Source organism: Xanthomonas sp. NCPPB 1128 (assembly GCF_001043115.1).
In the GTDB taxonomy this organism is placed as follows: Bacteria; Pseudomonadota; Gammaproteobacteria; order Xanthomonadales; family Xanthomonadaceae; genus Xanthomonas_A.
The window spans coordinates 76,230-99,846 of sequence record NZ_LFME01000005.1 but is presented as its reverse complement, the minus strand read 5'-3'; the positions used below and the strand labels follow the sequence as shown (position 1 = coordinate 99,846).

General features: G+C 69.9%; 28 protein-coding genes. 11 read left to right on the top strand and 17 right to left on the bottom strand.

The features are described from left to right. Nucleotides 1-15: 15 nt before the first annotated feature. Genes ACP93_RS05605 through ACP93_RS05595 form a run of 3 tightly spaced genes read right to left on the bottom strand, consistent with a single transcriptional unit; the run spans nucleotide 16 to nucleotide 2,296 of the window. Nucleotides 16-348: a DUF3325 domain-containing protein gene (locus tag ACP93_RS05605; protein WP_048489784.1), complete on the bottom strand. Its 333-nt coding sequence runs from the start codon at nucleotides 346-348 to the stop codon at nucleotides 16-18. Further along, the gene (locus ACP93_RS05600; RefSeq protein ID WP_048489783.1) at nucleotides 345-1,961 is read right to left on the bottom strand and encodes a PepSY-associated TM helix domain-containing protein; all 1,617 of its coding nucleotides are present in this window, start codon (nucleotides 1,959-1,961) and stop codon (nucleotides 345-347) included. The genes ACP93_RS05605 and ACP93_RS05600 overlap by 4 nt, the downstream gene beginning before the upstream one ends. Then, complete coding sequence (locus ACP93_RS05595; RefSeq protein ID WP_048489782.1) at nucleotides 1,958-2,296, bottom strand: DUF3649 domain-containing protein; 339 nt, start codon at nucleotides 2,294-2,296, stop codon at nucleotides 1,958-1,960. Before ACP93_RS05595 ends, ACP93_RS05600 begins: the two co-directional genes overlap by 4 nt. 424 nt (nucleotides 2,297-2,720) lie before the next feature. On the opposite strand from ACP93_RS05595, the gene ACP93_RS21690 reads away from it, so the two are divergent. From ACP93_RS21690 to ACP93_RS05585, 3 genes are all read left to right on the top strand, one after another. Then, nucleotides 2,721-3,176: a hypothetical protein gene (locus tag ACP93_RS21690; protein WP_131721591.1), complete on the top strand. Its 456-nt coding sequence runs from the start codon at nucleotides 2,721-2,723 to the stop codon at nucleotides 3,174-3,176. Between the two features lie 172 nt (nucleotides 3,177-3,348). Then, on the top strand, nucleotides 3,349-4,272 hold the full coding sequence (locus ACP93_RS05590; RefSeq protein ID WP_162208495.1) for a hypothetical protein: 924 nt from the start codon (nucleotides 3,349-3,351) through the stop codon (nucleotides 4,270-4,272). Between the two features lie 159 nt (nucleotides 4,273-4,431). Continuing rightward, nucleotides 4,432-4,791, top strand: coding sequence for a response regulator (locus tag ACP93_RS05585; RefSeq protein ID WP_048489780.1), 360 nt, complete (start codon nucleotides 4,432-4,434; stop codon nucleotides 4,789-4,791). 37 nt (nucleotides 4,792-4,828) lie between these two features. Here ACP93_RS05585 and ACP93_RS05580 read toward each other — a convergent pair whose 3' ends face one another. From ACP93_RS05580 to ACP93_RS05515, 14 genes are all read right to left on the bottom strand, one after another. Continuing rightward, nucleotides 4,829-5,479 (bottom strand): tetratricopeptide repeat protein, encoded by a 651-nt coding sequence (locus ACP93_RS05580; RefSeq protein WP_048489779.1) that lies wholly within the window; start codon nucleotides 5,477-5,479, stop codon nucleotides 4,829-4,831. Continuing rightward, nucleotides 5,476-5,952, bottom strand: coding sequence for a cytochrome c-type biogenesis protein (locus ACP93_RS05575; protein ID WP_048489778.1), 477 nt, complete (start codon nucleotides 5,950-5,952; stop codon nucleotides 5,476-5,478). The genes ACP93_RS05580 and ACP93_RS05575 overlap by 4 nt, the downstream gene beginning before the upstream one ends. Continuing rightward, nucleotides 5,949-6,491: a DsbE family thiol:disulfide interchange protein gene (locus ACP93_RS05570; RefSeq protein ID WP_048489777.1), complete on the bottom strand. Its 543-nt coding sequence runs from the start codon at nucleotides 6,489-6,491 to the stop codon at nucleotides 5,949-5,951. The genes ACP93_RS05575 and ACP93_RS05570 overlap by 4 nt, the downstream gene beginning before the upstream one ends. Continuing rightward, nucleotides 6,488-8,458, bottom strand: a complete 1,971-nt coding sequence (locus ACP93_RS05565) for a heme lyase CcmF/NrfE family subunit (protein ID WP_048489776.1) — start codon at nucleotides 8,456-8,458, stop codon at nucleotides 6,488-6,490. The genes ACP93_RS05570 and ACP93_RS05565 overlap by 4 nt, the downstream gene beginning before the upstream one ends. Before the next feature lie 37 nt (nucleotides 8,459-8,495). Further along, nucleotides 8,496-8,975 (bottom strand): cytochrome c maturation protein CcmE, encoded by a 480-nt coding sequence (gene ccmE / locus ACP93_RS05560; protein ID WP_048489775.1) that lies wholly within the window; start codon nucleotides 8,973-8,975, stop codon nucleotides 8,496-8,498. Next, complete coding sequence (gene ccmD / locus ACP93_RS05555; protein ID WP_048489774.1) at nucleotides 8,959-9,168, bottom strand: heme exporter protein CcmD; 210 nt, start codon at nucleotides 9,166-9,168, stop codon at nucleotides 8,959-8,961. The genes ccmE and ccmD overlap by 17 nt, the downstream gene beginning before the upstream one ends. Continuing rightward, nucleotides 9,165-9,971 (bottom strand): heme ABC transporter permease, encoded by an 807-nt coding sequence (locus ACP93_RS05550; RefSeq protein WP_048489773.1) that lies wholly within the window; start codon nucleotides 9,969-9,971, stop codon nucleotides 9,165-9,167. The genes ccmD and ACP93_RS05550 overlap by 4 nt, the downstream gene beginning before the upstream one ends. Nucleotides 9,972-9,980: 9 nt before the next feature. Beyond that, the gene (locus tag ACP93_RS05545; RefSeq protein WP_048489772.1) at nucleotides 9,981-11,303 is read right to left on the bottom strand and encodes a S8 family serine peptidase; all 1,323 of its coding nucleotides are present in this window, start codon (nucleotides 11,301-11,303) and stop codon (nucleotides 9,981-9,983) included. Further along, nucleotides 11,300-11,941, bottom strand: a complete 642-nt coding sequence (locus ACP93_RS05540; protein ID WP_048489771.1) for a hypothetical protein — start codon at nucleotides 11,939-11,941, stop codon at nucleotides 11,300-11,302. The genes ACP93_RS05545 and ACP93_RS05540 overlap by 4 nt, the downstream gene beginning before the upstream one ends. Further along, complete coding sequence (locus ACP93_RS05535; RefSeq protein ID WP_048489770.1) at nucleotides 11,941-12,522, bottom strand: RNA polymerase sigma factor; 582 nt, start codon at nucleotides 12,520-12,522, stop codon at nucleotides 11,941-11,943. Before ACP93_RS05535 ends, ACP93_RS05540 begins: the two co-directional genes overlap by 1 nt. A gap of 63 nt (nucleotides 12,523-12,585) precedes the next feature. After that, nucleotides 12,586-13,386: a hypothetical protein gene (locus tag ACP93_RS05530; RefSeq protein ID WP_228135965.1), complete on the bottom strand. Its 801-nt coding sequence runs from the start codon at nucleotides 13,384-13,386 to the stop codon at nucleotides 12,586-12,588. 129 nt (nucleotides 13,387-13,515) lie between these two features. Then, nucleotides 13,516-13,911, bottom strand: coding sequence for a c-type cytochrome (locus ACP93_RS05525; RefSeq protein WP_048489769.1), 396 nt, complete (start codon nucleotides 13,909-13,911; stop codon nucleotides 13,516-13,518). Between the two features lie 23 nt (nucleotides 13,912-13,934). Further along, on the bottom strand, nucleotides 13,935-15,299 hold the full coding sequence (locus tag ACP93_RS05520; protein ID WP_048489768.1) for a hypothetical protein: 1,365 nt from the start codon (nucleotides 15,297-15,299) through the stop codon (nucleotides 13,935-13,937). 67 nt (nucleotides 15,300-15,366) lie between these two features. Further along, the gene (locus ACP93_RS05515) at nucleotides 15,367-15,879 is read right to left on the bottom strand and encodes a cytochrome b (protein WP_048489767.1); all 513 of its coding nucleotides are present in this window, start codon (nucleotides 15,877-15,879) and stop codon (nucleotides 15,367-15,369) included. A 277-nt stretch (nucleotides 15,880-16,156) separates the two neighbouring features. On the opposite strand from ACP93_RS05515, the gene ACP93_RS05510 reads away from it, so the two are divergent. The 8 genes from ACP93_RS05510 to ACP93_RS05475 are packed head-to-tail and all read left to right on the top strand — an operon-like array spanning nucleotide 16,157 to nucleotide 23,610. After that, nucleotides 16,157-16,573: a sugar 3,4-ketoisomerase gene (locus ACP93_RS05510; RefSeq protein WP_048489766.1), complete on the top strand. Its 417-nt coding sequence runs from the start codon at nucleotides 16,157-16,159 to the stop codon at nucleotides 16,571-16,573. Nucleotides 16,574-16,576: 3 nt separating this feature from the next. Next, nucleotides 16,577-17,242 (top strand): acetyltransferase, encoded by a 666-nt coding sequence (locus tag ACP93_RS05505; protein WP_048489765.1) that lies wholly within the window; start codon nucleotides 16,577-16,579, stop codon nucleotides 17,240-17,242. 5 nt (nucleotides 17,243-17,247) lie between these two features. Beyond that, entirely contained in the window at nucleotides 17,248-18,207 is a 960-nt protein-coding gene (locus ACP93_RS05500; protein WP_048489764.1) for a glycoside hydrolase family protein, read from the top strand. After that, nucleotides 18,194-19,129 (top strand): GNAT family N-acetyltransferase, encoded by a 936-nt coding sequence (locus ACP93_RS05495; RefSeq protein ID WP_048489763.1) that lies wholly within the window; start codon nucleotides 18,194-18,196, stop codon nucleotides 19,127-19,129. Before ACP93_RS05500 ends, ACP93_RS05495 begins: the two co-directional genes overlap by 14 nt. Beyond that, entirely contained in the window at nucleotides 19,126-20,256 is a 1,131-nt protein-coding gene (locus ACP93_RS05490; RefSeq protein ID WP_048489762.1) for a DegT/DnrJ/EryC1/StrS family aminotransferase, read from the top strand. Before ACP93_RS05495 ends, ACP93_RS05490 begins: the two co-directional genes overlap by 4 nt. Further along, nucleotides 20,253-21,506: an O-antigen translocase gene (locus ACP93_RS05485; protein WP_048489761.1), complete on the top strand. Its 1,254-nt coding sequence runs from the start codon at nucleotides 20,253-20,255 to the stop codon at nucleotides 21,504-21,506. The genes ACP93_RS05490 and ACP93_RS05485 overlap by 4 nt, the downstream gene beginning before the upstream one ends. Next, a complete protein-coding gene (locus tag ACP93_RS05480; protein WP_048489760.1) occupies nucleotides 21,506-22,447 on the top strand; it encodes a glycosyltransferase family 2 protein in 942 nt (313 codons plus the stop codon). The genes ACP93_RS05485 and ACP93_RS05480 overlap by 1 nt, the downstream gene beginning before the upstream one ends. After that, complete coding sequence (locus tag ACP93_RS05475; RefSeq protein ID WP_048489759.1) at nucleotides 22,444-23,610, top strand: hypothetical protein; 1,167 nt, start codon at nucleotides 22,444-22,446, stop codon at nucleotides 23,608-23,610. The genes ACP93_RS05480 and ACP93_RS05475 overlap by 4 nt, the downstream gene beginning before the upstream one ends. Nucleotides 23,611-23,617: the final 7 nt, after the last annotated feature.

Genomic DNA, 23,617 nt, shown 5'->3' with positions numbered 1-23,617 from the left:
CGGCCGGGCGCGCGCTTATCCCAACAACACAGCGCCCACGCCGAGCGGCGGCGCCAGCAGCGCCAGCGGCACGATCAGCCGCGGCCGGTACGGCAGCAGGCCCAGGGTCAGCGGTGCCGCGCTGGCGCTGAGCGAACCCACCCACAGCACCGGACCGATGCCCCAGCCGCGCGCGGCGACACAGCAGGCGAACGCTGCGCCCAGCAGCAGCCAGCCCGCGGCCTGCAGTTGTCGCATCCGCGGCACGGACGCGCGGTGCGCGCCATACAGGTCGAGTTGGTGCTTCTCCATGCCCAGGCACAGCGCGACGAAGCCGGAGAAGGCCAGGCACAGGCCGAGGACGGTCATGCGCCCTCCGTGGCAAGGACCGGCTTGCCGGATCCGCCGCGTTCGCGGGCACGGCGTTCGGCCGCCGACAGCGGCGGTTGCCAGCGCTGCATGCGCCGCGCGGCCAGCGCCAGGGCCAGCCCGAGGAACAGGCAGACCAGATCGAATCCGGCCAGCGCCCAGTCGCCGGCCAGCAGGCTTACGCCCAGGTGCGCGTCTGTGGTGATGGCGTTGAGCAGCGGCAGCAAGCCGAACAGCGCCGCGCCCGCATACAGTTGCCAGGCCCACATCGCGCGTTTCGGCCACACCTGTGCGGCGATCAGGGCCGCGGCCCAGGCGAGGAAGAACACCGCCGCTTCGCGCTCCGGGCGCGATTCCAACTGCAGCGGCAGCAGCCGGTTGCCCCAGAAGTAGGCGGCGAAGGCGATCGGCAGCCCAGCCACGGTGCCGATGTTGAGCGCGTCGACCAGGCGCAGGCCCAGGCCGATGCGCCCGGCCTTGGCGTGCTTGGGCCGCTCCTTGACCGCCCACAGGATCGCGCCGCTGGCCACCATCAGGCAGCCGAGCAGGCCGCAGCCGAAGAACAGCCAGCGCAGCCAGGGACCGGCGAAGTGCGCCAGGTGCAGGCCGTACAGGGTGCTGCGGGTTTCCGCGGCGGCGCCGAGTTCGCCGCTGCGGGCGAGTACTTGGCCGGTAGCCGCGTCCAGCAGCAGCGAGGGCGTGGTGTAGCCCAGCCGCTGGCCATCGCCCTGGCGAATCTGGATCGCTGCGGCGGCGTCGCCGGCGTTGTACACGGTGAAGCCGGCGATCGGCGCCTGCGCGCCCCATTCGCCGCGGGCCACGTCCAGCAGTTGCGCGATCGGCAGCATGTGCCCGGGCGTGCCACTGGCCTCGCGCAGGTTCTGCGGCTCCTGGAAGGCCTCGGCATAGAACGCCTGCTCGGCGTCCGGGTAGGCGGTCTGGATGCCCCAGGGCAGGTACATCAGCATCAACGTGACCAGCCCGGTGTAGGTGATCATCGCGTGGTAGGGCAGGGCGAGCACCGCACTGGCGTTGTGGAAGTCCAGCCACGAGCGCTGGCCCTTGGCCGGGCGGAAGGTGAAGAAGTCCTTGAAGATCTTCTTGTGGGTGATCACCCCGCTGATGATCGCCACCAGCATGAACATCGCGCAGAAGCCGACGATGTAGCGCGCCCACAGCGCCGGCATGTAGTGCAGGTCGAAGTGCAGCCGGTAGAAGAAATCGCCGCCGCGGGTGTCGCGGGTCTGGCTGGCCGCGCCGCTGACCGGGTCGAGCAGGGCACTGCCGAACATCTCCTTGCGGCTCTGGCGGGCGCCGTCGGCCGGCGGCGGATTGCGCCAGAACAGGTCGGTGAACGGCGCGCGCGGGCTGGCCAGCGACACGAACCATTGCGGCGACTGCGGCGCCTCGCGCTGCAGCAGCGCCACCGCACGTGCGGCGACCACGTCGGTGGCCAGTTCTGCGCGCGGCAGTTCCGGACGCATCCAGCGGCTGATCTCGTTGCGAAAATAGCTGGCGGTGCCAGCCATGAAGATCAGCAGCAGCACCCAGGACACCAGCAGTCCGCTCCAGGTGTGCAGCCAGGCCATCGATTGGCGGAATCCCTGCTTCATGGCGCGTGCTGCTGCAGCCAGGCGATCGCCAGCGCCATCGGCGCCAGCAGCGCCACGATGCCAAGCCAGGCGCGCCCGGCGCTGCGCGCGGCGAACGCCCACAGGGCCGTGCAAGCGCAAACCAGGATACCCAGCAGCATCCCGCTCAACACCGCCTGCGCACGCACCGACGGCCACAGCAATGGCAGCAGCACAGAGGTGGCCGCGGCCAGCGCATAACCGCCGACGATCGCGGCCAAGGTGCGCGCCAGCACGCCCAGCCAGGGAGGCAGGGTGAGGCGGACGGTAGCTGCGGGAACAGTGGCGCGCTGCGGCGCTGGCGGAACTGAGTGCATGGAGGCCTGTCGAAAAGGGCACCGGCTTGGCGACGGGCTAGGCGGAGCGAGCGGCAGCAGCGAGGAACTGCAGGTCAGTTAATGATACGCATTCCTATCTGTCGGGCGCAATGCGAGTTGCGGCTATGGCCGTAGGCGGACATCTGGTCTGCGAAGTCCCAGAGATCGGTTTGGAGGGCCAGGAAGCTCATCAAGCGGCAACGCGGGGCTGGTCGCAAGGCATGCTTTGCCGAGGCCGACCGTCGCCATCCCCTTGGCGGACGCTGCATCCGCTTCCCGTCTCGACTGGCCGGCTTCCGAGGCGGCCGGCGGTACTCGGCCGAAGGGGGTCATCTGGTAGACAACTGGCACCAGGTCTTGTGGCCGGTCGTGCATGGGGATAGCGTCCGGTGATGCGCATCCGTCTGCCAGGGAAGATCGGGTCATGAACCTCGCAAGAAACCTGCTGAACGTCGTATGCGCGGCTCAGCTTCTCGCCGCTCCACTCTTTGCCAGCGCAGCTCCCTCGTCGCAAGTCACCATCACGACCACTGCGACCTATGCGGACAGATCTGCTGAAAAACAGGCGGTGGTGACCTGGCTCCAACAGCATGCCGAGTCTGTCAACGGGCATCTGATCGGGGAGGTCGACAAGCTGCGAGACGTGACTGTCACGTACACCCGTACCACAGACGGTCGCGTGCGTCCGCAGGCGCCGGGGGATGCCCCGCCGACGCCGCTACCGCCCGGGCAGCCAGGAGACACATACTCCGTGTCGAACTGCACTGGCGGCGTCTCCCAGTCGTGGAGCTACACGTCCGTTTCCAGCTCCAAGGGAGGCGGCTGGGTGCTGGTTGATTACAAGTACGCGAAGAAAGCCTGCGGCTCCGACGGTGCTTGAATAGCGGAGAGTCGATCGCCGCGGCAAGAGATGTACGACCAGAAGAACGGGCCTGGAAGGTCCGTTTTTTCTTTGTCGAAGTTGTTCTCTGGCATGCCGCATGCCACGCGAACGGGTAGGGGATTCCCGACAAGCTAACGCGGGGTTTGGCTAGGGCAATGCCGACAAAATCGTGATGAAGTTCACGAATCGAGTGCGGCTTGGCCGGTTCACGCCACTGGGCTCGATGCCGACGCGCAAGCAAGCGCGCTCCACGGCGTCTCGTTTGCGCACCCATCCTATCGCATCCGGACCACAAGGAAGTCGCATCATGGAAGGTTTTCTGAGTCGCGCGGTTCGCCGCCTGTCCCGAGCCCAGCACGGCATTGCCGCCACGCTGTTGTGCCTGTCGCTGCTGTTGCTGTCGTTCCATGGCCACGCCGCGCCGGTGCCCGGCGGTTCGTGGCAGAAATCGTGCAAGAACCCGAGCATGAGCGGCACGATGCTCAGCGCCGACTGCAAGACCGGGACCATCACGCTGTTCGGCGGCGGCAACGGCTGGCGGCATACCATCATCCAGCACACCGATCTGTGTTCGGGCGATCTGAGCAACGACCACGGCCGGCTGAAGTGCAACCGCGGCATCTACACATCGAGCCTGCCCGCGTCGGCCAACAAGACCTGCGACGACGTGTTCCGCGACAAGGGCGTGCTGTACGCGATGTGCCGCAAGAAGAGCGGCGGCTACCGGACCAACGCCTTGTTCCTGCAGACGCAGTGCCTGTCGGCCGTGAACAACGATGGCGTGTTGTCCTGCTCGACGGCGCCGCCGGCGTGCGCGCCGACCATTTCTGCGGTGGCGGCGAACAAGGGCTTCATCGTGCACGGCAACTGCTTCCTGCCGAACCACGCGGTGTACTTTCGCTATGTCGACAACAATCTCAAGAACGTCTTCGGCCAGGGCAGCTCCAACGCGGCGGGCAGCTTCGATATCAACACCGGGCCGATCTGCGTCTATTCCGGCCCGGTGGCGATTTCCGCCAACGACGGCCGCAGTTCCAGCAGCGACGTAACCGGTACCTTGTGGAGCAATACCGTCGTCATGACCTGCCCGTAACCCGTGCTGGCGCGTTTGACGATGCGGCGCGGTATTTGCCGGGGAAGGGCCGGACGTGTCCATCGGCAGTGGCGCCGATCGCCAGAGTGCCGCACCATCGAGCGAACCACGCGGCTGCGCGCAGCCGCGTGGTTTTCTTCGACTGCACAGGGACACGCGATGAAGATTCTGGTGGTGGACGACTACCGCACGATGCGGCGTTTGATTCGCATGCTGTTGGGCCAGCTCGGTTACAACGACGTGATCGAGGCGGCCGATGGCGAGGCGGCACTGGCCGCGATGCGGGCGGAGAAGATCGGCCTGGTCATTTCCGATGCGAACATGGAACCGATGACTGGCCTGGAGTTGTTGCGGACGGTGCGCCGCGACGCGAAGCTGAAAAGCACACCGTTCCTGATGGTGGTCACGGAGGGGCGCAGCGAAAAGCTGATCGACATCCGCGAAGCAGGCGTCAGCGGCTACATCGTCAAGCCGTTCAATGCGGACATGCTGAAGGAAAAGATCGCGTACGTGCTCTGATTGGGCGCCGAGCGCGGTGGCGATCGGGAGGTTCGCGTCAGTGTGGTGTGGCGGTCGCTGCGTTTGCTTTTGCCGTCATCGCTTCGGCGGCAGCGATCTTCTGCGTCACCGCCGCGCGCAGTGGCGACGACGCTGGCAGCAGGGTCAACAGGTGACGCCAGTCGTCGGCCGCAGCGGCGTAGCGCTGCTGCTGGAAGGCGGCGATGCCGCGCATCCATAGGGCGCGCTGATTGTCCGGTTGCTGCGCCAGCACCCGGTCGAGCATGGCGCGTGCGGCGCTGCCGACGGCGAGATCGGCGCGTTGGGCCATGTCGGTCTCGGCCCAGCCGAGCAGGGCCTCGACATTGTCCGGAGCGATCCGCATGGCTTGCGCATAGGCCTGCTGCGCGTCGTGCGGGCGCCGCGCCTGTTGCGCGTCCCAGGCCTGCTGCAGCCAGCCTTGCAACAACTGCGCGGGTTGGTCCGGCGCGGCCGGCGGCAGCGGTTGCAGCGGGACGCCGGCCAGGGCCGCGGGCGTGCCGATGCGCCAGTACAGGCTGGCGCCGAGCAGTGGCAGGCTCAGCGCCAGCAGCAGCGCGACACCGCGCTGCGCACGTGCGCCGGGACGCTGGACGAGCAGCGGACGCAGTACTGCGAACAGGGCGATGCCCAGCATCGCCGCGGCGGCGAGCAGGAAGCCGGGCGTCACCAGGCGTCCTCCGCGTCCGTTTCCGCCGTTGCGGCGCCGATGGCGCGGCGGCGTTGCCGCAGCGTCGCCAGCACCATCGCGGCGCCGCCCAGCAGCAACAGCGCCGGCCCGAACCACAACAGCCAGGTGCGCGGCGCCAGCGGCGGGTCGTACAGCACGAAGGCCGAATAGCGATCGACCATGTACTGCTTGATCTGCGCATCGCTGCGTCCGGCCTGCAATTGCGCGAACACCTGGTGGCGCAGGTCGCGCGCCAGGGTCGCATCGGAATCGGCCAGGTTCTCGTTCTGGCAGACCAGGCAGCGCAGCTGCGCGGTCAGCTGCTGAAAGCGTTGTTCCTGTGCGCGGTCCTTGAACGGCAGCGGGTCGACCGCCTGGGCGCAGGCCGGCAATGCACAGCCCAGTAGCCACAGCAGCACCAGCAACCGCCACCACGGCGTGCGCCGGCGCGTGCGTGCGGCGATCGCGCTCATCGCCGCGCCTCGTCGAGCGCCGCGATCGCCGGACGCAGCTCGTCGGCCAGCACCTGCGGCGTCAGCACGCCGACGTGCTTGTAGCGGACCACGCCATCGGCATCGATCAGGAAGGTTTCCGGGGCGCCGTACACGCCCAGGTCGATCGCACGCTGGCCATCGGCGTCCACCAGCACCAGCGCATAGGGATTGCCGCGCTGTGCCAGCCAGGCGGCGGTGTCGTGCGGGTCGTCGCGATAGGCATAGCCGACCAGTGTCACGCCCAGTTGCCGACCCTGCGCCATCAGCAGCGGATGCTCCTCGCTACAGGCCATGCACCAGCTGCCGAACACGTTGAGCAGATACGGGCGGCCGCGCAACGCCTGGCTGCCGCTGCGCAGGTCCGGCCGGTCCAGGCGCGGCAACGCAAACGCTGGCACCGGCTTGCCCAGCAATGGCGAGGGCACCTCGCGCGGATCGTGGCTGCGGCTCCACCACAGGCCGAAGCCGAACAGCACGGCCAGCAGCACGAACGCGCCCAGCGGCAGCAGCCGGCTCATGGCGCGGCTCCGGCGAGGGCGGCCGGCGTGGCCGCGTTGTCCGCAGCCGGCTGCGCGCGCAAGCGGCGCGCACCGGCGCTGACGAAGCCGCCGAGCATCATCAGCAGGCCGCCGGCCCAGATCCAGCGGATGAAGGGCTTGTCGTACAGGCGCAGGGTCCAGCCATATTCGATGTGCTGGTCGTCGACCGGTTCGCCCAGTGCGACATACAGGTCGCGCAGCATGCCGGCGTCGATCGCCGCCTCGGTCTGGATCCGTTCGCTGCTGTACAGGCGCTTCTGCGGATGCAGCACCGCCACCACGGTGCCGTCGCGCAGCACGGTCACCGTGCCTTGCTCGGCCTTCCAGTTGGGGCCGTCGACCAGGCGCACGCCATCGAAGCGGAACGCGTGCGCGCCGACCTGCGCGCTCTGGCCGGGATCCAGGCGCACGTCGCGCTCCACCGACAGGCTTTCCGACAGCAGCACGCCGGCCACGAACACCGCGACCCCGGCATGCGCGAGCAGCATGCCGGCCAGTTCGGCAGGGAAGCGCCGGCCGCGTGGGGTGCTGCGCCAGCGGGTGAGCGCATACAGCGCAGTACCGACGCCGACCCAGGCCGCAGCGGCGACGCCGGCCACCGCGCGCAGCGTGCCCGCGCTCAGCAACCACGCCAGCAGCGCGCAGGCCAGCGCGGCCAGCCCGGCGCGCGCGGCCACCGCGCGCAGTGTGCCCGGCTCGGTGCGGCCCCAGCGCAGGTAGGGGCCGAACGGCAGCAGCAGCACCACCGGCAGCATCAGCAGCGGGAACAGCAGGCCGAAGTAGGGCGGCCCGACCGAGATCTTGCCCAGCCGCAGCGCATCGCCGAGCAGCGGAAACAGCGTGCCCAGCAGCACCATCGCCGCGGCCACGCTGAGCATCAGGTTGCCGACCAGGATCGCGGTCTCCCGCGACAGCGCGGCGAACGGCTTGCCCGCGGCAAGGCGCGGCGCACGCAGCGCGTACAACAGCAGCGAGCCGCCGACCACCAGCACCAGGAAGCCGAGGATGTACAGGCCGCGGCGCGGGTCGGCGGCGAAGGCATGCACGGAGGTCAGCACGCCGGAGCGCACCAGGAAGGTCCCCAGCAACGACAGCGAGAACGCCAGGATCGACAGCAGCAGGGTCCAGGCGCCGAGCGCGCCGCGCTTCTCGGTGACCGCCTGGGTGTGGATCAGTGCCGCGCCCACCAGCCACGGCATGAAGCTGGCGTTCTCCACCGGGTCCCAGAACCACCAGCCGCCCCAGCCCAGCTCGGCATAGGCCCACCAGCTACCGGCGACGATGCCGGCACTGAGGAAGCCCCAGGCCACGTTGGTCCACGGCCGTGCCCAGCGCACCCAGGCCTGCTGCTGTTCGCCGCCGAGCAGGGCGGCGATGGCGAAGGCGAAGGCCACCGAGAAACCGACATAGCCGGTGTACAGCACCGGCGGGTGGAACACCATGCCCGGGTCCTGCAGCACCGGGTTCAGTTCGCTGCCGTCGCGCGGCATCGGCGACAGCCGCGCGAACGGATTGGAGGTGAACAGGACGAAGGCCAGGAAGCCGGTGGAGATCAGCCCGAGCACGCCGAGCACTCGCGCGGCGAAGGCTTCCGGCAGGTGCCGGCCGCTGCGCGCCAGCGCCACCGTCCACAGGTTGAGGATGGCGATCCACAGCAGCAGCGAGCCTTCGTGCGCGCCCCACACTGCGGCCAGCCGGTAGTACCAGGGTTGCGCCAGGTTGGCGTTGGCGGCGACGTAGCGCACCGAGAAATCCAGCTGCAGCAACACGTAGGCGAGCAGGCCGAAGGCCAGCCAGGCGAAACCGGCCTGGGCGTAGGCGGCCGGCCGCGCCACCGCCATCCAGGCGCGCTCGCCGCGCCAGGCGCCCAGCAGCGGCATCACCGCCTGCACCAGCGCCAGCAGCAAGGCCAGGATCAGCGCGCATTGGCCGAGTTCGGCGCTCATCGCGCGGCTATTCCGGCGCGGCAGGGCGCGATCGCACTCATGGTCGTGCCGTCGCCGCAGCGCCCGCCGAGGTGTTGCCGACGTGGGCGCGATCGGCATGCGCCTGCGCCATCGCGTCCTTCAATTCCTGCGGCATGTAGGTCTCGTCGTGCTTGGCCAGCACTTCGGTGGCGACGAAGCGCGCGCCCTGCATCGAGCCGGTGGCGATCACCGCCTGGTTGTCGCGGAACAGGTCGGGCAGGATGCCGATGTAGGTGACGGCGGTGGCGCCGGCCTTGTCGATCACGGTGAACCGCACCTGCAGCGAGTCGGCGCCGCGCACGATCGAACCGGCCTTGACCATGCCGCCGAGCCGGAACACCCGGTAGTCCCTGGCCGCGCCGGCCTGCACCTGGCTCGGCGTGAACAGATAGCTGATGTTGTGCTGCAGGGCCAGCACGAACAGGCCGGTGGCCAGCGCCGCGGCGCCGAGCAACAGCAGCACCAGCAGCAGGCGGCGCTTACGGGTGGGATGCATCGCGAACTCCGGCGGCGGCAGTGCCGCGGGCGCGGCGGACCTGTTCGCGCGCCACTTGCGCACGGATCCCGGCGAGCAGGCGGCGCTGGCGGCGGCGCGGCAGCGCGCTGTCTAGGATCAGCACCACCAACGCCAGCGCGTACGCGCTCCACACGTAGACGGCGTAGCCGCCCATCGCCCAGAACCCGCTCATGCCGCGTGTTCCGCGGGCAGCGGCACCGCGTCCGTGGGCGACGCCCGCATGGGTGCGGCCTGCATCGCGATCGCACGCACCCAGGCCTTGCCGCGCTCCAGCGCCAGCAGGTCGGTGCGCATGCGCCCGCACAGGCTGGCGACGTAGTAGCACTTGCTGGCGACCACCCCGGTCAGCAGCGGCCAGAGCATCGACAGCGGCATCTTCGACGGGCCCAGCACGCGCACGGTGGAGCCCTGGTGCAGGGTGTTCCACCAGACCACCGAGTAATGCACGATCGGCAGGTTGATCAGCCCGACCAGCGCCAGCAGCGCGGCGGCGCGTGCGCCCTGGCGCGGATCGTCGATGGCGCGGTGCAGACCGATCACGCCCAGGTACAGGAACAGCAGCACCAGTTCCGAGGTCAGTCGTGCGTCCCATGTCCACCAGGTGCCCCACATCGGCCGGCCCCACAGCGAGCCGGTACACAGGGTGACGAAAGTGAAGGCCGCGCCGATCGGTGCCGAGGCCATGCAGGCGATTTCCGCCAGCTTGATCCTCCACACCAGCGCGACCAGGCCGGCCATGCCCATCGCCGCATAGACGAACAGGCTCATCCATGCGCACGGAACGTGCACGAAGATGATGCGGTAGGCGTCGTGCTGCTGGTAATCCGGCGGCGCCAGCACCAGCCCGCCGTAACACGCCATGGCGCCGAGCAGCACGGCCGCGGCCAGGCTCCACGGGCGCACCGCGCCGGCCACGCGGTAGAAGGTCGGCGGCGCACCGAGCCGGTGCAACCAGAGCGGGATCCAGGAACGCATTGGGGGCCTTCAGCGGGCGAGGGGAGCGCTGCGCGGCAGCGCCTGTACGGCGGCGGCGGCATCGACCTGCAGCAGGCCGTCGCGCGTGCGGCTGGTGCGCAACAGCAGGTCGTGCACGCGGCGCGCATCCAGTTGCGGCGCCAGCGCCAGCAGCAGCGCGACCACGCCGCTGACGTGGGCGGTGGCCATCGACGAACCGGAGGTGAAGTCGTAGCCGCCGTTGGGCTGGGTGGTGAGGATGTCCTCGCCCGGCGCGCTGAGCACGCCTGCCGGCGCCGGCGTGGCGGCGCTGCTGCGCACCACGATCACCCCGGGAATGCCATCGGGAAACCCGTCCATGCGGCCGTTGGGCGGCATCGCCGCGACCACGATGCGGCCATCGCGCAGCAATTGTTCCAGCAGCTTGCGCAGCAGCGGATCGGCCGGGCCGCCGAGGCTGAGATTGATGATGCGGGTGCGGGTGTCGCCGATCGCCGCCAGCGCCTTGGCCAGGGTGAAGGAATTGCAGCCGGCACCGGCGCCGGGGCGCTGCGGATACCAGCAGGCCTTGTACACGTCGAGCATCGCCTTCGGCGCGATGCCGACGATGCCCAGATGGTTGTTGCTGCCGGCGGCGATGATGCCGGCGACCTCGGTGCCGTGGTGGTCGCGGTTGAACGCGCCCGGATCGGCGGCGACCAGGTCGCGGGTGTTGCGCAGGCGCCCGCGCAGGTCCGGATGCGCGGTATCCACGCCGGTGTCGACGATCGCCACGTCCACGCCCTGGCCCTGGCTTAGCGCCTGCGCGGTGGCCGCGTTGGTGGCGGCGAAGCCGCGCTGCATGTCCACGTAGGGATCGTTGTAGCGCAGCGGTTGTGCCGGCGCGGCCGTGGCCTGGCTGTCGGCCGAATACGTGCCGAAGTCCTGCAGCGGCTGCGACAGCGCCACGCGGTCGTCCTTGGCCAGTTGCGCCAGCAGCGCGGCGCGGTCGCTACCCGGCGCCGGTTCCAGCACCACGCAGTACAGCCCCAGTGCCTTGATCGGCCAGCCGGCGACCTGGCGCAGGCCGTAGCGCTTGTTCAGCGCCTGCAGGGTGGCGACGGCCTGGGTCCCGGCGCCGTAGTAGCGGGCGGAGGCGTAGCCGAGCAGGTTGGAGCCGGCGTGGCGGCTCGGCGCGGCCATCGGGTTGGCCACGGCGAGGACGATCTGGCGCTCGCTGTCCAGCGCCGGCGACGGATCCAGGCTGGGCGCCTTGGCCGCGGCCACAGGATCGGCGACGGCCGCCGGCGCGGCGTGGGCGCAGGCACCCAGGCCCAGGCAGGCGACGAGCAGGCTGGCGAGATGCAGCTTCATGGCGCGGCGATCGGCTCCGCCAGGCGGATGCCGGCGGTGGCGCGCAACTGCTGCACGCTGCGCTGCGGCTGTGCCGCCGACCCGGCCTGGGTCGGCACCACGGTGTAGGCGCCGGCGGCGTTGGGGCCGCCGATCACCCGCAACTGCAGCTTGCGCAACAGCGCGTCCCAGTCGGCCAGGGTCATGCGCGCATCCGGCACCACCCGGATCGCATCGGCGGCCAGCGGTTGCGCGGCGTCGCTGAGGGTGCGATAGGCGGTGCTGCGCTCGTGCTCGGCGGACAGGCGCATGCCTAGCACGCCCAGGCCCACCGCCTGCAGCAGCGCGGCAGCGACCAGGGCCCGCGTGGTCCAGCTGGTGCGGCTGCGCTGCGGCTGCGCCTGCGGCACCGGCGCGTCCAGTCGCTGCAGCAGGCGCTGCAGCCCGGCCTCGGCGTCCACCGGCACATCGCTGGGCAGGGTCATGGCCAGGCGCAGGCGGCTCTGCTGGGCGAACTCGGCACTGCAGTGCTGGCACTTGGCCAGGTGCGCCACCAGCCACTCGTTGTCTTCTTCCGTGGCGCTGTCCTGCAGCACCCACGGCATCAGTTCCCAGGCATGCGCGCACTCGTTGCCCGGCTCGTTGAAGCCCGTTTTCATCACGCGCTCTCCGTCAGCGTGGACGCGCCGCCGGCCAATCCCGGCAGCACGTTGCGAAGCTTGACCCGGGCATGGAACAGCCGGGCCTTGATGGTGCCCACCGGGCACTGCATGATCGCGGCCACTTCTTCCAGCTTGTGGCCGAGGCCGTAGACCAGTTCCACCACCAGGCGCTGATCGGCCGACAGCCGTTCCAGGCCCTTGCCCAGCCAGTCGCGCAGCTCGCGGTCCTCGTCCGGGTCGGCTGCCGCGGCGTGGTCCTCGGCGGCCACGCCGTCGTCGATGGCGTCGTCGCTGTGGTGGCGGATCGCCTTGAGCCCGCAGCGGTAGGCGATGCCCATGATCCAGGTCGAGACCTGCGAGTCGCCGCGGAAGTCGCCGGCCTTCTGCCAGACGATCCAGAAGCAGTCGTTGATCGCCTCCTCAATGATGTCCGGGCGCCGGGTCAGCCGCGACAGGAATCGGCACAGGCGGCCGTGGTAGGCGCGGTACAGGCGGGTCAGCGCCTCGCGGTCGCTGGCCGCCATGCGCCGGAGCAGCATGCGGTCGGTGGCATCGCCGAGCAGGTCGGTGTCGTTCATGGGGGCAGGTGTGGCAACGGGCACCGGTATGTGCCGGGGCGGCACGGAAAGGTTGCGCTCGACTCAGAAGCTGCGGGAGACGCTGGCCACCCAGGGCCACAGGCCGCGGTCGGCATAGCCGCTGCGGGCGTTGCTGAACACCCGGTCCACCTCCACGCTCCAGCGCCCGGCGTTCCAGATCAGCCCGGAGTGGCCGTAGCGATAGTGGTGTGTGGCGTACGGCAGTCCATACAGGGCCTGCGGGGCTTCGCTGATGCCGACGCCGGCCGACAGCGACAGCGGACCGGCCAGCGGCTGGTGCGCAGTGACGTCGAGCGCGCCATACCAGCGCTGACGCAGGCGGCTGTCGGGCAGGCGGAACGCGGCCACCGACAGGCTCAGGCGGTCGCGGTAGCTCCAGCCCAGGCTGACTTCATCCCGGTTGAACAGGCGGTTGGCGCGCGCGCCGGGGTAGCGGTACAGCAGCGCCTCGGCCTGCAGCTGCCAGCTGTCGGACACGGTCCAGCTGCGCGACAGGCCGACGCTGCTCATCAGCACCTTGCCCGGCGCGTCCAGCGCCACACTGGCCGAGCCGCTCAGCGACCAGCCCGGCGCCGGCAGCCAGAACAGCGCACCCTGTAGGGTCGGAGTGTCGCGGGTCAGCGCGATACCGCGGTCGACCAGCTGCGAGCTGATTCCGGCGGCGCCGCCGACATCGCCGGCCCTCGCCGCCGGTGCGTGCAGGGCGGCGAGCGCCAGGCCCACGGCCAGCGCCGCACCGGCGCCTGGACGCGCTGACGGCCGGGCTGTCGCGGCGAGCCGGCCCACGCGCATGTTCAGCATGCCCTGGCCGCCCCGCGCTGCCGGGGTGCGGCGGGAAGCCACGACGAGGTGCCGCGGACGGCAGGGAGAAAACGCACGGTGGCTCGAGGCTCGCAGGTCAGGGATCGGACACGGGCGCGGCGCGGTGGCCGGCCCGTGGGGCGCCGAATATGACCCGATCGGGCAGCGAGTTCAATGCAGGCTGTGCAGGTAGGCGATCAGGTCCTGCAACTGCTTGGCATCGTCCAGGCCGTCGTACTTCATCTTGCCGCCCGGCAGGGCCTTGGACGCCGGTTGCGACAGGTAGCTGCGCAGCTTGTCGTCGCTCCAGGTCCACTGGCTCTGCTTCATCGCGTCGGAATAGGCGTAGTCCGGCACGCTGCCGGCGCGGCGCCCGGCCACGCCGAACAGGGTCGGGCCCTTCTTGTTCTTGGCCGGCGCGGCGCTATGGCATTCGGCGCATTCGCTGGCGAACACGCCGGCACCTGGCGCGCCGCCGGCGGCATGCGCGGACGGCGCTACCGCGGCAGCCAGCGGCAGCAGGCCGGCCAGCAGGGTACACAGGGACAAGGGGTTGGTGCGTTTCATGGGGGAAGCTCCGTGCGGGGGAATCAGAAAGCGAGGCTCAGGCTCAGCGCGAACTGGTTGAGGTCGCGCGGACGGGTGACCGGGGTGGCCCCGAACACGTTGCCGGTGCTGCCGTTGAACTTGCTGAAACGGAACCAGGTCGCGGACAGGCGCAGGTTGGAGATCGACGAGTAGCTGTCGTCCTTGCCGAACGGCGCCCACGAGGCGCTGATCAGGTTGCTGGTGGTGTCCGGCGCACCGTACGGGCGGTAGCGGAACGGATCGTCCGAACCGGTGTTGATGAAGTGCGCCAGCAGCAGGCTGTAGCTCTGCTTGTAGGTGTAGTTGAGGCTGATCGACTGGTCACGCACGCTGGCCCGGCGCGGGCCGGCCAGGGCCGGGTTGGTCGGGTCGATCAGCGCGCTGCCGTAGCGGCGGCGCTCGTAGATGTTGAGGTAGCCGAGCTTGAGGATGTGCTCGCGGGTGCCCAGGAACTGGTAGTTGAGGTCGTAGCCGAGATCGGTGAAGTCGTCGCGCGGGCCGGTGCTGCGCGGCAGCTGCCTGCGCGTGGTGAGTGCGACCACGCCGGCGGAGAAGAACTGCCGCTTGAGGTCCTTCATGTAGCTCAGGCGCAGGTAGCCGGTGTCGCTGAGCTTGCCGGGATCGCCGCCGACGGCGTAGCCCAGGTCGTCCTGGGTCGACACCGGCAGGGCGGTGTAGGTGCCGAGTTCGCCGTACCAGTTGCGATCGTACAGGCCGTACACGCTGGTGCCGATCACCCGGTTGGACAGCGACGACTGATTGAGCAGCGTGGTCGAACTGGAATAGGCCGAGGCCGGACCCAGGCCGGAGGCGTTGGGCAGCATGCCGATCGGGTCCTGGCTGCCGGGGTTGTTGTTGACGCTGACGCCGAGCAGGGTGTCCTTGCCGCCGAGCTGGAAGCTCTTGACCACCGCGCGCAGGTCCACGTTGTCCAGGCGCGTGGTGTAGTCGTTCTTGCCGTTGTTGGTGGTGGCGACCTTGACGTAGCCGCCGACGTTGTCGGTGATGCGCCCGGCCAGGTACAGGTCGGCCTCACTGAAACGGGTGCGGCTCTCGCCGCGCGCCGGCACGCTGCGGTTGGCGGTGAGCTGTGCGGAGGCCGGGATCTTGGTGCCGTTGCCGTCGCTGTCGGTGTAGCCGCCGAGCTTGAAACGCATGCCGTACGGGGTCAGCGCCGGGCCGTAGGCGCCGATGTGGCAGTCGGCGCAGGACGAGCCGGTCTGCCGCGCGAACGCCGGCACCGCAGCCGCGCGCGGGCTCAGCACCAGCAGCAGCGAACCCAGCGCCGACCACAGCAGCGCCTGCTCGGCGCCGCGCGTCCTGTCGCTGCGGGAGAAGGTGGAGGGGGACGATGGGGACTGGTGCATGCGGAAAGTCCTTTGGCAGGCGGGTGGGGGCGGCGACGGACGGAAACGCGGGAACGGGAGACGCGACTCAGCGGCGGCGCAGGAACGGCACCATGCGATGCAGCACGGCGTCGCGGCGGACGAGGTGGTGCCACAGGGCCGCGCCGATGTGCAGCAGGATCAGGCCGAGCAGCAGCCAGGCCGCATCCACATGCCAGGCGCCCAGGGTGTCGGCGAGATCGGGATCGGGCGCGACCAGCTCGGGCAGGGTTGCGCCGAACAGATGCACCGGCTTGCCCATCGATTGACTCAGCGTCCAACCCAGCACCGGCAAGGTCAGCAGCAGCGCGTACATCACCACGTGGGTGGCGCCGGCCATGAAGCGCATCAGCGCCGAACCGGCCTCCGCGTCGTGACGCTTGCCCAGACGCATGCGCAACGCCACGCGCACGCAGAACAGGCCGAGCACGAACAGGCCGAAGTGGCGATGCCCTTCCAGCAACCACTGCCGCCACATGCGGCCTTCCACTTCTTCGCGCAGCAGGATCAGCCCCGCCGCCAGCACCAGGCACAGCACGGTGAGCCAGTGCAGCCACACCATCGGCCGCGGCAATGGCGTCGACGCGTCGGGTGGGGAGACAGGCGGTTTCGGGGCGGCCGGCGTGGGCGAGGTCATGGCGGTACGCGGTGTCCTGGGAGGCGACGATGCGGGGCCGCGGCACGATGCAGTCGGGGCATCGTTGCAGCGGTGGTCGTCGATGGGTGCCGGCGCTGTGGCGAAAGGTTGCGTCGCGGTGCGGGTCGGTGTGCGCAACCTTTCCGCAGACCCGCGGCACTCAGCCTGGACACTCCGATGTGGAGCCCGGTCGGGCACTCTGATGGCAATCGAACGAATCCAGTTGCGGACGCACGGCGACGCGCGCGGCCAGCTCGTGGCGCTGGAGCAACAGCGCGACGTGCCTTTCGACATCCGCCGCGTCTATTACCTGTTCGCCACCCGCAACGGCGTGCACCGCGGCCAGCATGCGCACCGCCATCTCAACCAGTTGGCGGTGGCGCTGCACGGATCGGTGTCGTTCCTGCTCGACGACGGCAGCGGCCCGATGCAGGTGGTACTGGACGATCCGCGCCAGGGCCTGCTGCTCGGCAGCATGGTCTGGCGCGATCTCTACGACTTCAGCGCGGACTGCGTGCTGATGGTGCTCGCCGACCAGGCCTACGACCCCACCGACTACATCTTCGACTACGACGAGTTCCTGCGCGAAGCGGCGGGCCTACGCCGGCAGGAGGCCTAGACCATGGCGCGTCCCCTGGTCATCGTCGGCGCCGGCGAACTGGCGCAGATCGCCTGCGAGTACTTCACCCACGACAGCGACTACGAGGTGCTGGCCTTCAGCGTGGAGCGCGACTACCTGTCCGCGCCGACCCTAACCGGCCTGCCGGTGGTGGCCTACGAGGACCTCGAGCAACGGTATCCGCCGTCGCAGGTGGAGGTGTTCGTGGCGATTCCCGCCAGCGGCCTCAACCGGCTGCGCACGCGTTTCTATGTGGATGCCAAGCGCCGGGGCTACCGCATGGCCAGCTACGTCAGCTCGCACGCCTTCGTCTGGCGCAACGTGGAACTGGGCGAGCACTGCTTCGTGTTCGAGCACAACGTGCTGCAGCCGTTCACCCGCATCGGCGCCAACTGCATCCTGTGGAGCGGCAACCATGTGGGCCACCGCACCGTGATCCACGACCATGTGTTCGTGGCCTCGCACGCGGTGATTTCCGGCTATTGCGAGATCGGCGCGTCCAGCTTCGTCGGGGTCAACGCCACGCTCAGCGACCGGGTCAAGGTGGCCGCCGACAACGTGATCGGCGCCGGCGCGCTGCTGACCCGCGACACCGAGCCCGGACGCATCTATGTCGGTGCACCTGCACGGGTGGTGGCCGGCAAGTCCAGCTTCGACGTGGAACTGTGAGGCGCATGTTCGCCTGGCACAAACGCGGATTGGTGTTCGACACCGCGCGCCACGGCGTCGGTGGCTGGATGCAGCACTCGGCGCTGACGCCAACGCCGTGGCGGCTGGATGCCGAGCGGCTGCGCATCTACGCCGGCTTCCGCGACGAGGCCGGGGTCAGCCGCATCGGCTATGTCGACGTGCGCGCCGAGGATCCAACCCGGGTGCTGGGCGTCAGCGCCGAACCCGTGCTGGACATCGGCCGCGCCGGCTGTTTCGACGACAACGGCATGATCCTCGGCGACGTGGTGCAGGGGCCGGACGGCCTGTACATGTTCTATGTCGGCTTCCAGCAGGTGGCGCGGGCCAAGTTCCTGGCCTTCACCGGCCTGGCGGTGTCCACCGACGGCGGCGATTCGTTCCAGCGCCGCCAGGACACGCCGCTGCTGGACCGCGCGCCGGGCCGCAGCACCATCGCCGCGGTGCATTCGGCGCGCTATCGCGATGGCCGCTGGCAGCTGTGGTACGCGGTGGGCGACGACTGGGAATGGATCGGCGGCACGCCGTACCCGCGCTACCACATCCGCTGCGTGGAGACCGACGACCTGCAGGCGATCCCGCGGCAGGACACGGCCTGCCTGCAGCCGCAAGGCGACGAGTACCGCATCGGCCGCCCGCGGGTGTACCGCCACGATGGCCTCTATCTGATGCTCTTCACTCACGGCAGCCGTGCCGGCGCCTATCTGCCCGGCATGGCGGTCAGCGACGACGGCCGCCAGTGGCAGCGCTGCGACGCGGCGCTGGGCCTGCCGCTGTCGGCCGAGGGCTGGGACGCACGCACGCTGTGCTACCCGGCGCTGATTCGCCACGGCGAGCGCCTGCTGCTGTTCTACAACGGCAACGCCATGGGCCGCGATGGTTTCGGCGTGGCCGAGGCGGACGTGCCCGCCGGCATGGTGTGGGAGGACGGCGATGCTGTCGGTTAGGGCCTACACCGCGGCCGATGCGCCGGCGTGGGATGCCGTAGTGCAGGCCTCGCGCAACGGCAATCTGCTGCACCGGCGCGACTACATGGACTACCACGCGGCGCGCTTCGTCGATGCCTCGTTGCTGATCGAGGACGCTGGCACCCCCGTGGCGGTGTTTCCGGCCAACCGCGATGGCGACGCGGTGACCAGCCATGCCGGGCTCAGCTATGCCGGCTTGGTGTCGACCCACGCGCTGCGCGCGACGGCGACGCTGGAGGCGTTCGAACGCATCGCGGCGCACTACCGCGGCGCCGGCGTACGCACGCTGCTGTACAAGGCGGTGCCGCATCTGTTCCACCGCAGCCCGGCGGATGAGGACCTGTACGCGCTGCATCGGTTGGGTGCGCGCCTGCAGCGCCGCGACCTGTCCTCAGCGGTGCCGCTACGCGAACCGCCACGCTTCGCGGCTGCGCGCAAGCGTTCGGTGGCCAAGGCGCGCCGCGCCGGGCTGCGCGTGCAACGGGTGGAGGATCCGGCGCCACTGCATGCGCTGCTCGGCGAGGTGCTGCAACGCCATGACGCACGCCCGACCCACAGCCTGGACGAGCTGCGCCTGCTGTGCGCGCGCTTCCCGGCGCAGATCGTGCCCTACGAAGTGCGCGATGGCGCCGACCTGCTGGCCGGCACGCTGGTCTATGACTTCGGCCACGTCGTCCATACCCAATACCTGGCCTGCTCGGAGCCGGGCCGCCGCGCCGATGCGCTGAGCCTGCTGCTGGCCGAGCTGATCGAGCAGGTCTACGCGCAACACGCGTTCCTCAGCCTGGGCATTTCCACCGAGCAGCAGGGCCAGGTGCTCAATGCCGGCCTGGTCGAGCAGAAGGAGCGCTTCGGCGCACGCGCCGTGGTCCACGATTTCTACCATTGGGAGTTGCAATGAGTCTGCCGCCGGCCAGCGTGCCGTTCCTCGACCTGCGCGCCAGCAACGCGCGCCATGCCGACGAGCTCAAGGCCGCTGCTGCGCGGGTGATCGATTCCGGCTGGTACGTGCTCGGCGAGGAACTGGAGGCGTTCGAGCGCGAGTTCGCCGCCTACTGCGGCACCGCCCACGCCATCGGTGTCGGCAATGGCATGGACGCGCTGACGCTGATCCTGCGCGGCTACCGCGCACTGGGCCGGTTGCGCGAAGGCGACGAGGTATTGGTTCCGGGCAATACCTTCATCGCCAGCTTCCTGGCGATCAGCGAGAACCGGCTGCGGCCGGTGCCTCTGGAGCCGGAGGCGGCCAGCTTCAATCTGGACCCGGCGCAGGTGGAACGCACGATCGGTCCGCGCACCAAGGCGATCCTGGCGGTGCACCTGTATGGGCAGCTCGCCGACATGGCCGCGCTGCGTGGCATCGCCGAGCAGCATGGCCTGCTGTTGATCGAGGACGCGGCGCAGGCGCATGGCGCCCGCCGCGACGGCCGCCATGCCGGCAGCTTCGGCGATGCCGCCGGCTTCAGCTTCTTTCCTGGCAAGAACCTGGGCGCGCTCGGCGATGGCGGCGCGGTGACCACCGACGACGATGCGCTGGCGGCGCAATTGCGGTCGCTGCGCAACTACGGTTCGGACATCAAGTATCGGCACCTGCTGCAGGGCGTGAACTCGCGCCTGGACGAACTGCAGGCGGCGCTGTTGCGGGTCAAGCTGCGCCACCTGGACGCCGACATCGCGGCGCGCCGCGCGATCGCCCAGCGCTACCTCGATGGCATCGCGCATCCGCGGATCGCCTTGCCGCAGGTGGCCGACCCGGCCGCGCATGCCTGGCACCTGTTCGTGGTGCGCTGTGCGCAGCGCGATGCTCTTCAGCAGCATCTGCAGGCCCAGGGCGTGCACTGCCTGGTGCATTACCCGACGCTGCCGCACCGCCAGCCGGCCTATCCGGAACTGGCCACGCTGCAGCTGCCGCTGTGCGAGCGGCTCGGCGCCGAAGTGCTCAGCCTGCCGATCGGCCCGACCCTGGACGCTGCGGCGGTGGCGCAGGTCATCGACGCCTGCCAGCGTTTCGGTGACGCGGCGGCATGAACGTGCTGCGCAGCGGCATGTACAGCGGCGTGGCCACCGCGGCCAAGCTGCTGTCCGCGTTGCTGGTGCTGAAGCTGGTGGCGGTGTACGCCGGCCCGGCCGGGGTTGCCCGGCTCGGCCAGTTCACCAGCCTGATGTCGTTGCTGGCGGTGGTGGCCGGCGGCGGCATCGGTGCCGGCGTGGTCAAGTACGTGGCCGAGTATCGCGACGATGCGCAGTCGCTGACCCGGCTGCTCGGCAGTGCTCTCGGCTACGCCTGCGTCGCCGCGGTCGCGATGGGCGTGGCCGCGCTGCTGTGCAGCCGGCTGATCGCCGAGCGCCTGCTCGGCGACGCGCAGTACCAGCCGCTGATCTGCGTGCTGGCGGTGGCGCAGCTCGGCATTGCGCTGGCCAACTACATCCTGGCGGTGGTCAACGGCTTCATGGACGTGCGCCGGCTGGCCTTCATCCAGGTCGCCGGCGCGGTACTGAGCGTGCTGATGGTGGCCGTCCTGGCGCATGGGCTTGGCTTGTATGGCGCGCTGCTGGGGCTGGTGCTGGGGCAGGTGGCCTGGCTGTGCGCCGGGGTACCGGCGCTGCGGCGCAGTCCGTATTTCCGCCGCGAGATGCTGCGCATCCGTTTCGACCCGGCGATGGTGCGGCGGCTGGCCGCGTTCTCGGCGATGACCCTGGCCTCGGCGCTACTGCCGCTGCTGGTCAACATCGGCGTGCGCGACCATCTGGCCGTCCAGCTCGGCTGGCAGCAGGTCGGCTACTGGCAGGCGGTGAGCCGCGTCTCCGATGCCTACCTGCTGTTCTTCACCACCGCCATCAACGTCTACTACCTGCCGAAGCTGGCGGCGCTGCACACGCGCCAGGCGCTGTGGCAGGAACTGCGCGGTGCCTACCGCTACGTGCTGCCGGCGGTACTCCTGGCCGCGGCGGCGGTGTACCTGTGCCGCGACTGGATCACCCAGCTGCTGTTCTCGGCCGATTTCGCCGCCGCGTTGCCGCTGTACGCGCCGCAGCTGTTCGGCGACGTGCTCAAGATCGCCTCCTTCGTGCTGTCCTACCTGATGCTGGCCAAGGCGATGACGCGGCTGTTCGTGTTCTCCGAATGCCTGTTCGCCGCCAGCTACCTGGGCCTGGTGGTGCTGTTCACCGCGCGCACGGGGCTGATCGGCGCGGCCTACGCGTTCGCCTGCAACTACGCCCTGTACCTGGCGTTCAACGTGCTGGTGGTGCGCCGCTACCTGCGAGGACTTGGCTGATGGACGCACCACGCACACCGCCGACGCTGCCATTGGTGTCGATCCTGATCCCGGCCTACAACCACGCGCGCTTCGTGCAGCGCTGCCTGGACAGCGTGCTGGAGGATCCGTACCCGAACAAGGAACTGGTGATCGTCGACGACGGCTCCAGCGACGGCACCGCCGCGTGCATCGCCGCCTGGATCGCGCAGCACGGCGAGCGGCTGCATGTGCGCTTCTGGCCGCGCGAGAACCTCGGCATCGCTGCCACACTCAATCACCTGGTGGCGATGGCGCGCGGCGAGTTCCTGCGCCTGGGCGCCAGCGACGACTATCTGCTGCCCGGCGGATTGGGCGTGCAGGTCGCCTACCTGGGCGCGCATCCGCACAAGGCCGCGGTGATCGGCGACGCCATCGTGGTCGACACCCAGGGCCGCACCGTGCACCAGAGCAGCATGCGCGACCTGCACGGCGTGGACAAACGCCTGTACCTGAGCGAGGCCGGCATCCGCCGCGCGGTGATCCGCCATTGGGCGGTGAGCGGGGCGGTGGCGCTGGTCCGGCGCAGCGCGCTGCAGCCGGGCGCGGAATGGGACGAAGGTCTGCGCATCGAGGACTGGGACTTCTTCCTGCGCCTGGTCGCCCGCGACGCGCTGGGTTTCCTGGACGTGACGGTCTGCGCCTACCGAGTGCATGACCACAACGCCAGCCGTACCCGGCATCTGCCCAGCCGCCTGGCCAACCTGGCCGAGTCGCGGCAGGTGGCGCTGCGCCGCGCGCGCTTGTTCGATCCGGCCTGCCGCACCCTGCTGCACGCGCAGGCGCACTACATCGCCGCCAAGATCGCGTTCCTGCGGCGCAGCCCGCTGGCGCTGGGCGGGCATCTGCTGGCGCATGCGTGGCTATCGCTGTTGGCGCGACTGCGCCAGGTCGGCCAGCCGGCGCTGGCCGAGCGCACATGAGCCGCCTGCTGCGCCTGCCGTCGGCGTATTTGGGCCTGCCGCTGCTACTGAGCTGCGCGCTGACCCTGCTCACCTTCGACCTGCCGCCGGGCTATCTCGCCGGCATCGCACTGCTGGCCGTCGTGGCGCTGGCGACGCTGGGGCTGGATGCGCTGCTCGGCATCCGCCTGCCGCCGCTGGCGGCATTCCGTGCGCGCGAGTACGCCGGCACCCGCGAGGCCTTCGTCGCGCTGGGTCTGGCCGCCGCGGTGGGGCTGTTCTGCCTGCTCGACCTGCTGCTGTTCCCGATCCCGTTACTGCACAACCCCTCTGCCTACGCTGACCTGAGCCCGCTGCAATCGCACGTGCGGCATGTGTCGAACATGTGCTGGATCCTGCCGCCGATCGGCCTGCTGTGCGTGCGCGAGCGCAGCGTGCGCAATGCGTTGCTGCTCGCAGGCTTCGCCTTCCCGGTACTGGTGATCGACCGCAACCGCCTATTCGCGGCGGTGTTCAGTGTCGGCCTGTTGGTCTTGCTGCGCCGCGACCCGGCACGGCCGCTGCCGTGGAAGCGGGTACTGGCGCTGCTGTGCGCCGGCGCCGCCGCGTTCTCGCTGCTGGGCACGCTGCGCTCCGGTTCGCTGGAGTCGGTGGCGCTGCCGTTCGGCGACCTGTACCGGGCTGCGCCGCAGGGCATCAAATGGCTGCTGCTGTACATCGGCGCTGGTCCGTACAACTTCGGCGCGCTGCTCAGCAAGGGCTACGAAAACGCCAGTTTCCTGGTCAATCAACTGGTGCCGCTGAGCGGTTCCATCGCCACCGCCGGCACCGGCATCCCGCTGGATGCACCGAACATCAATGTCGGCACCGAGTTCCTGCCGTTCCTGCTGGCCGGCGGCCCCGGCGCCGCGCTGGCGGCGATGCTGGCGCTGTACGCGGCGCTGCTGTGGAGCGTGCGCCTGCTCGGCCGCGGCGTGGCGCTGTTCAACCTGCTGGTGTTCCTGCGCATCGCCTATGCCTGTGTGATGTCGCCGTTCGCGCCGCAGGCGTTCACCTGGACCAATGCCGGCTTCGTCGCGCTGTGCCTGGTGCTGCACGCCTGCAGCGCCTTGCTGCCGAACCGCCGCGATGCCGCACCAGTTGCGGCCCTGCCTTCCGTTTCCCCGAGATCCCCGCTGCCATGACCGACAC

Excerpts from the sequence above, each read along its gene's own strand:
- ACP93_RS05605 (WP_048489784.1), bottom strand. The coding sequence starts at position 348 with ATGACCGTCCTCGGCCTGTGCCTGGCCTTCTCCGGCTTCGTCGCGCTG.
- ACP93_RS05600 (WP_048489783.1), bottom strand. The coding sequence starts at position 1,961 with ATGAAGCAGGGATTCCGCCAATCGATGGCCTGGCTGCACACCTGGAGC.
- ACP93_RS05595 (WP_048489782.1), bottom strand. The coding sequence starts at position 2,296 with ATGCACTCAGTTCCGCCAGCGCCGCAGCGCGCCACTGTTCCCGCAGCT.
- ACP93_RS21690 (WP_131721591.1), top strand. The coding sequence starts at position 2,721 with ATGAACCTCGCAAGAAACCTGCTGAACGTCGTATGCGCGGCTCAGCTT.
- ACP93_RS05585 (WP_048489780.1), top strand. The coding sequence starts at position 4,432 with ATGAAGATTCTGGTGGTGGACGACTACCGCACGATGCGGCGTTTGATT.
- ACP93_RS05575 (WP_048489778.1), bottom strand. The coding sequence starts at position 5,952 with ATGAGCGCGATCGCCGCACGCACGCGCCGGCGCACGCCGTGGTGGCGG.
- ACP93_RS05570 (WP_048489777.1), bottom strand. The coding sequence starts at position 6,491 with ATGAGCCGGCTGCTGCCGCTGGGCGCGTTCGTGCTGCTGGCCGTGCTG.
- ACP93_RS05565 (WP_048489776.1), bottom strand. The coding sequence starts at position 8,458 with ATGAGCGCCGAACTCGGCCAATGCGCGCTGATCCTGGCCTTGCTGCTG.
- ccmE (WP_048489775.1), bottom strand. The coding sequence starts at position 8,975 with ATGCATCCCACCCGTAAGCGCCGCCTGCTGCTGGTGCTGCTGTTGCTC.
- ccmD (WP_048489774.1), bottom strand. The coding sequence starts at position 9,168 with ATGAGCGGGTTCTGGGCGATGGGCGGCTACGCCGTCTACGTGTGGAGC.
- ACP93_RS05550 (WP_048489773.1), bottom strand. The coding sequence starts at position 9,971 with ATGCGTTCCTGGATCCCGCTCTGGTTGCACCGGCTCGGTGCGCCGCCG.
- ACP93_RS05545 (WP_048489772.1), bottom strand. The coding sequence starts at position 11,303 with ATGAAGCTGCATCTCGCCAGCCTGCTCGTCGCCTGCCTGGGCCTGGGT.
- ACP93_RS05540 (WP_048489771.1), bottom strand. The coding sequence starts at position 11,941 with ATGAAAACGGGCTTCAACGAGCCGGGCAACGAGTGCGCGCATGCCTGG.
- ACP93_RS05535 (WP_048489770.1), bottom strand. The coding sequence starts at position 12,522 with ATGAACGACACCGACCTGCTCGGCGATGCCACCGACCGCATGCTGCTC.
- ACP93_RS05525 (WP_048489769.1), bottom strand. The coding sequence starts at position 13,911 with ATGAAACGCACCAACCCCTTGTCCCTGTGTACCCTGCTGGCCGGCCTG.
- ACP93_RS05520 (WP_048489768.1), bottom strand. The coding sequence starts at position 15,299 with ATGCACCAGTCCCCATCGTCCCCCTCCACCTTCTCCCGCAGCGACAGG.
- ACP93_RS05515 (WP_048489767.1), bottom strand. The coding sequence starts at position 15,879 with ATGGTGTGGCTGCACTGGCTCACCGTGCTGTGCCTGGTGCTGGCGGCG.
- ACP93_RS05510 (WP_048489766.1), top strand. The coding sequence starts at position 16,157 with ATGGCAATCGAACGAATCCAGTTGCGGACGCACGGCGACGCGCGCGGC.
- ACP93_RS05505 (WP_048489765.1), top strand. The coding sequence starts at position 16,577 with ATGGCGCGTCCCCTGGTCATCGTCGGCGCCGGCGAACTGGCGCAGATC.
- ACP93_RS05500 (WP_048489764.1), top strand. The coding sequence starts at position 17,248 with ATGTTCGCCTGGCACAAACGCGGATTGGTGTTCGACACCGCGCGCCAC.
- ACP93_RS05495 (WP_048489763.1), top strand. The coding sequence starts at position 18,194 with ATGCTGTCGGTTAGGGCCTACACCGCGGCCGATGCGCCGGCGTGGGAT.
- ACP93_RS05490 (WP_048489762.1), top strand. The coding sequence starts at position 19,126 with ATGAGTCTGCCGCCGGCCAGCGTGCCGTTCCTCGACCTGCGCGCCAGC.
- ACP93_RS05485 (WP_048489761.1), top strand. The coding sequence starts at position 20,253 with ATGAACGTGCTGCGCAGCGGCATGTACAGCGGCGTGGCCACCGCGGCC.
- ACP93_RS05480 (WP_048489760.1), top strand. The coding sequence starts at position 21,506 with ATGGACGCACCACGCACACCGCCGACGCTGCCATTGGTGTCGATCCTG.
- ACP93_RS05475 (WP_048489759.1), top strand. The coding sequence starts at position 22,444 with ATGAGCCGCCTGCTGCGCCTGCCGTCGGCGTATTTGGGCCTGCCGCTG.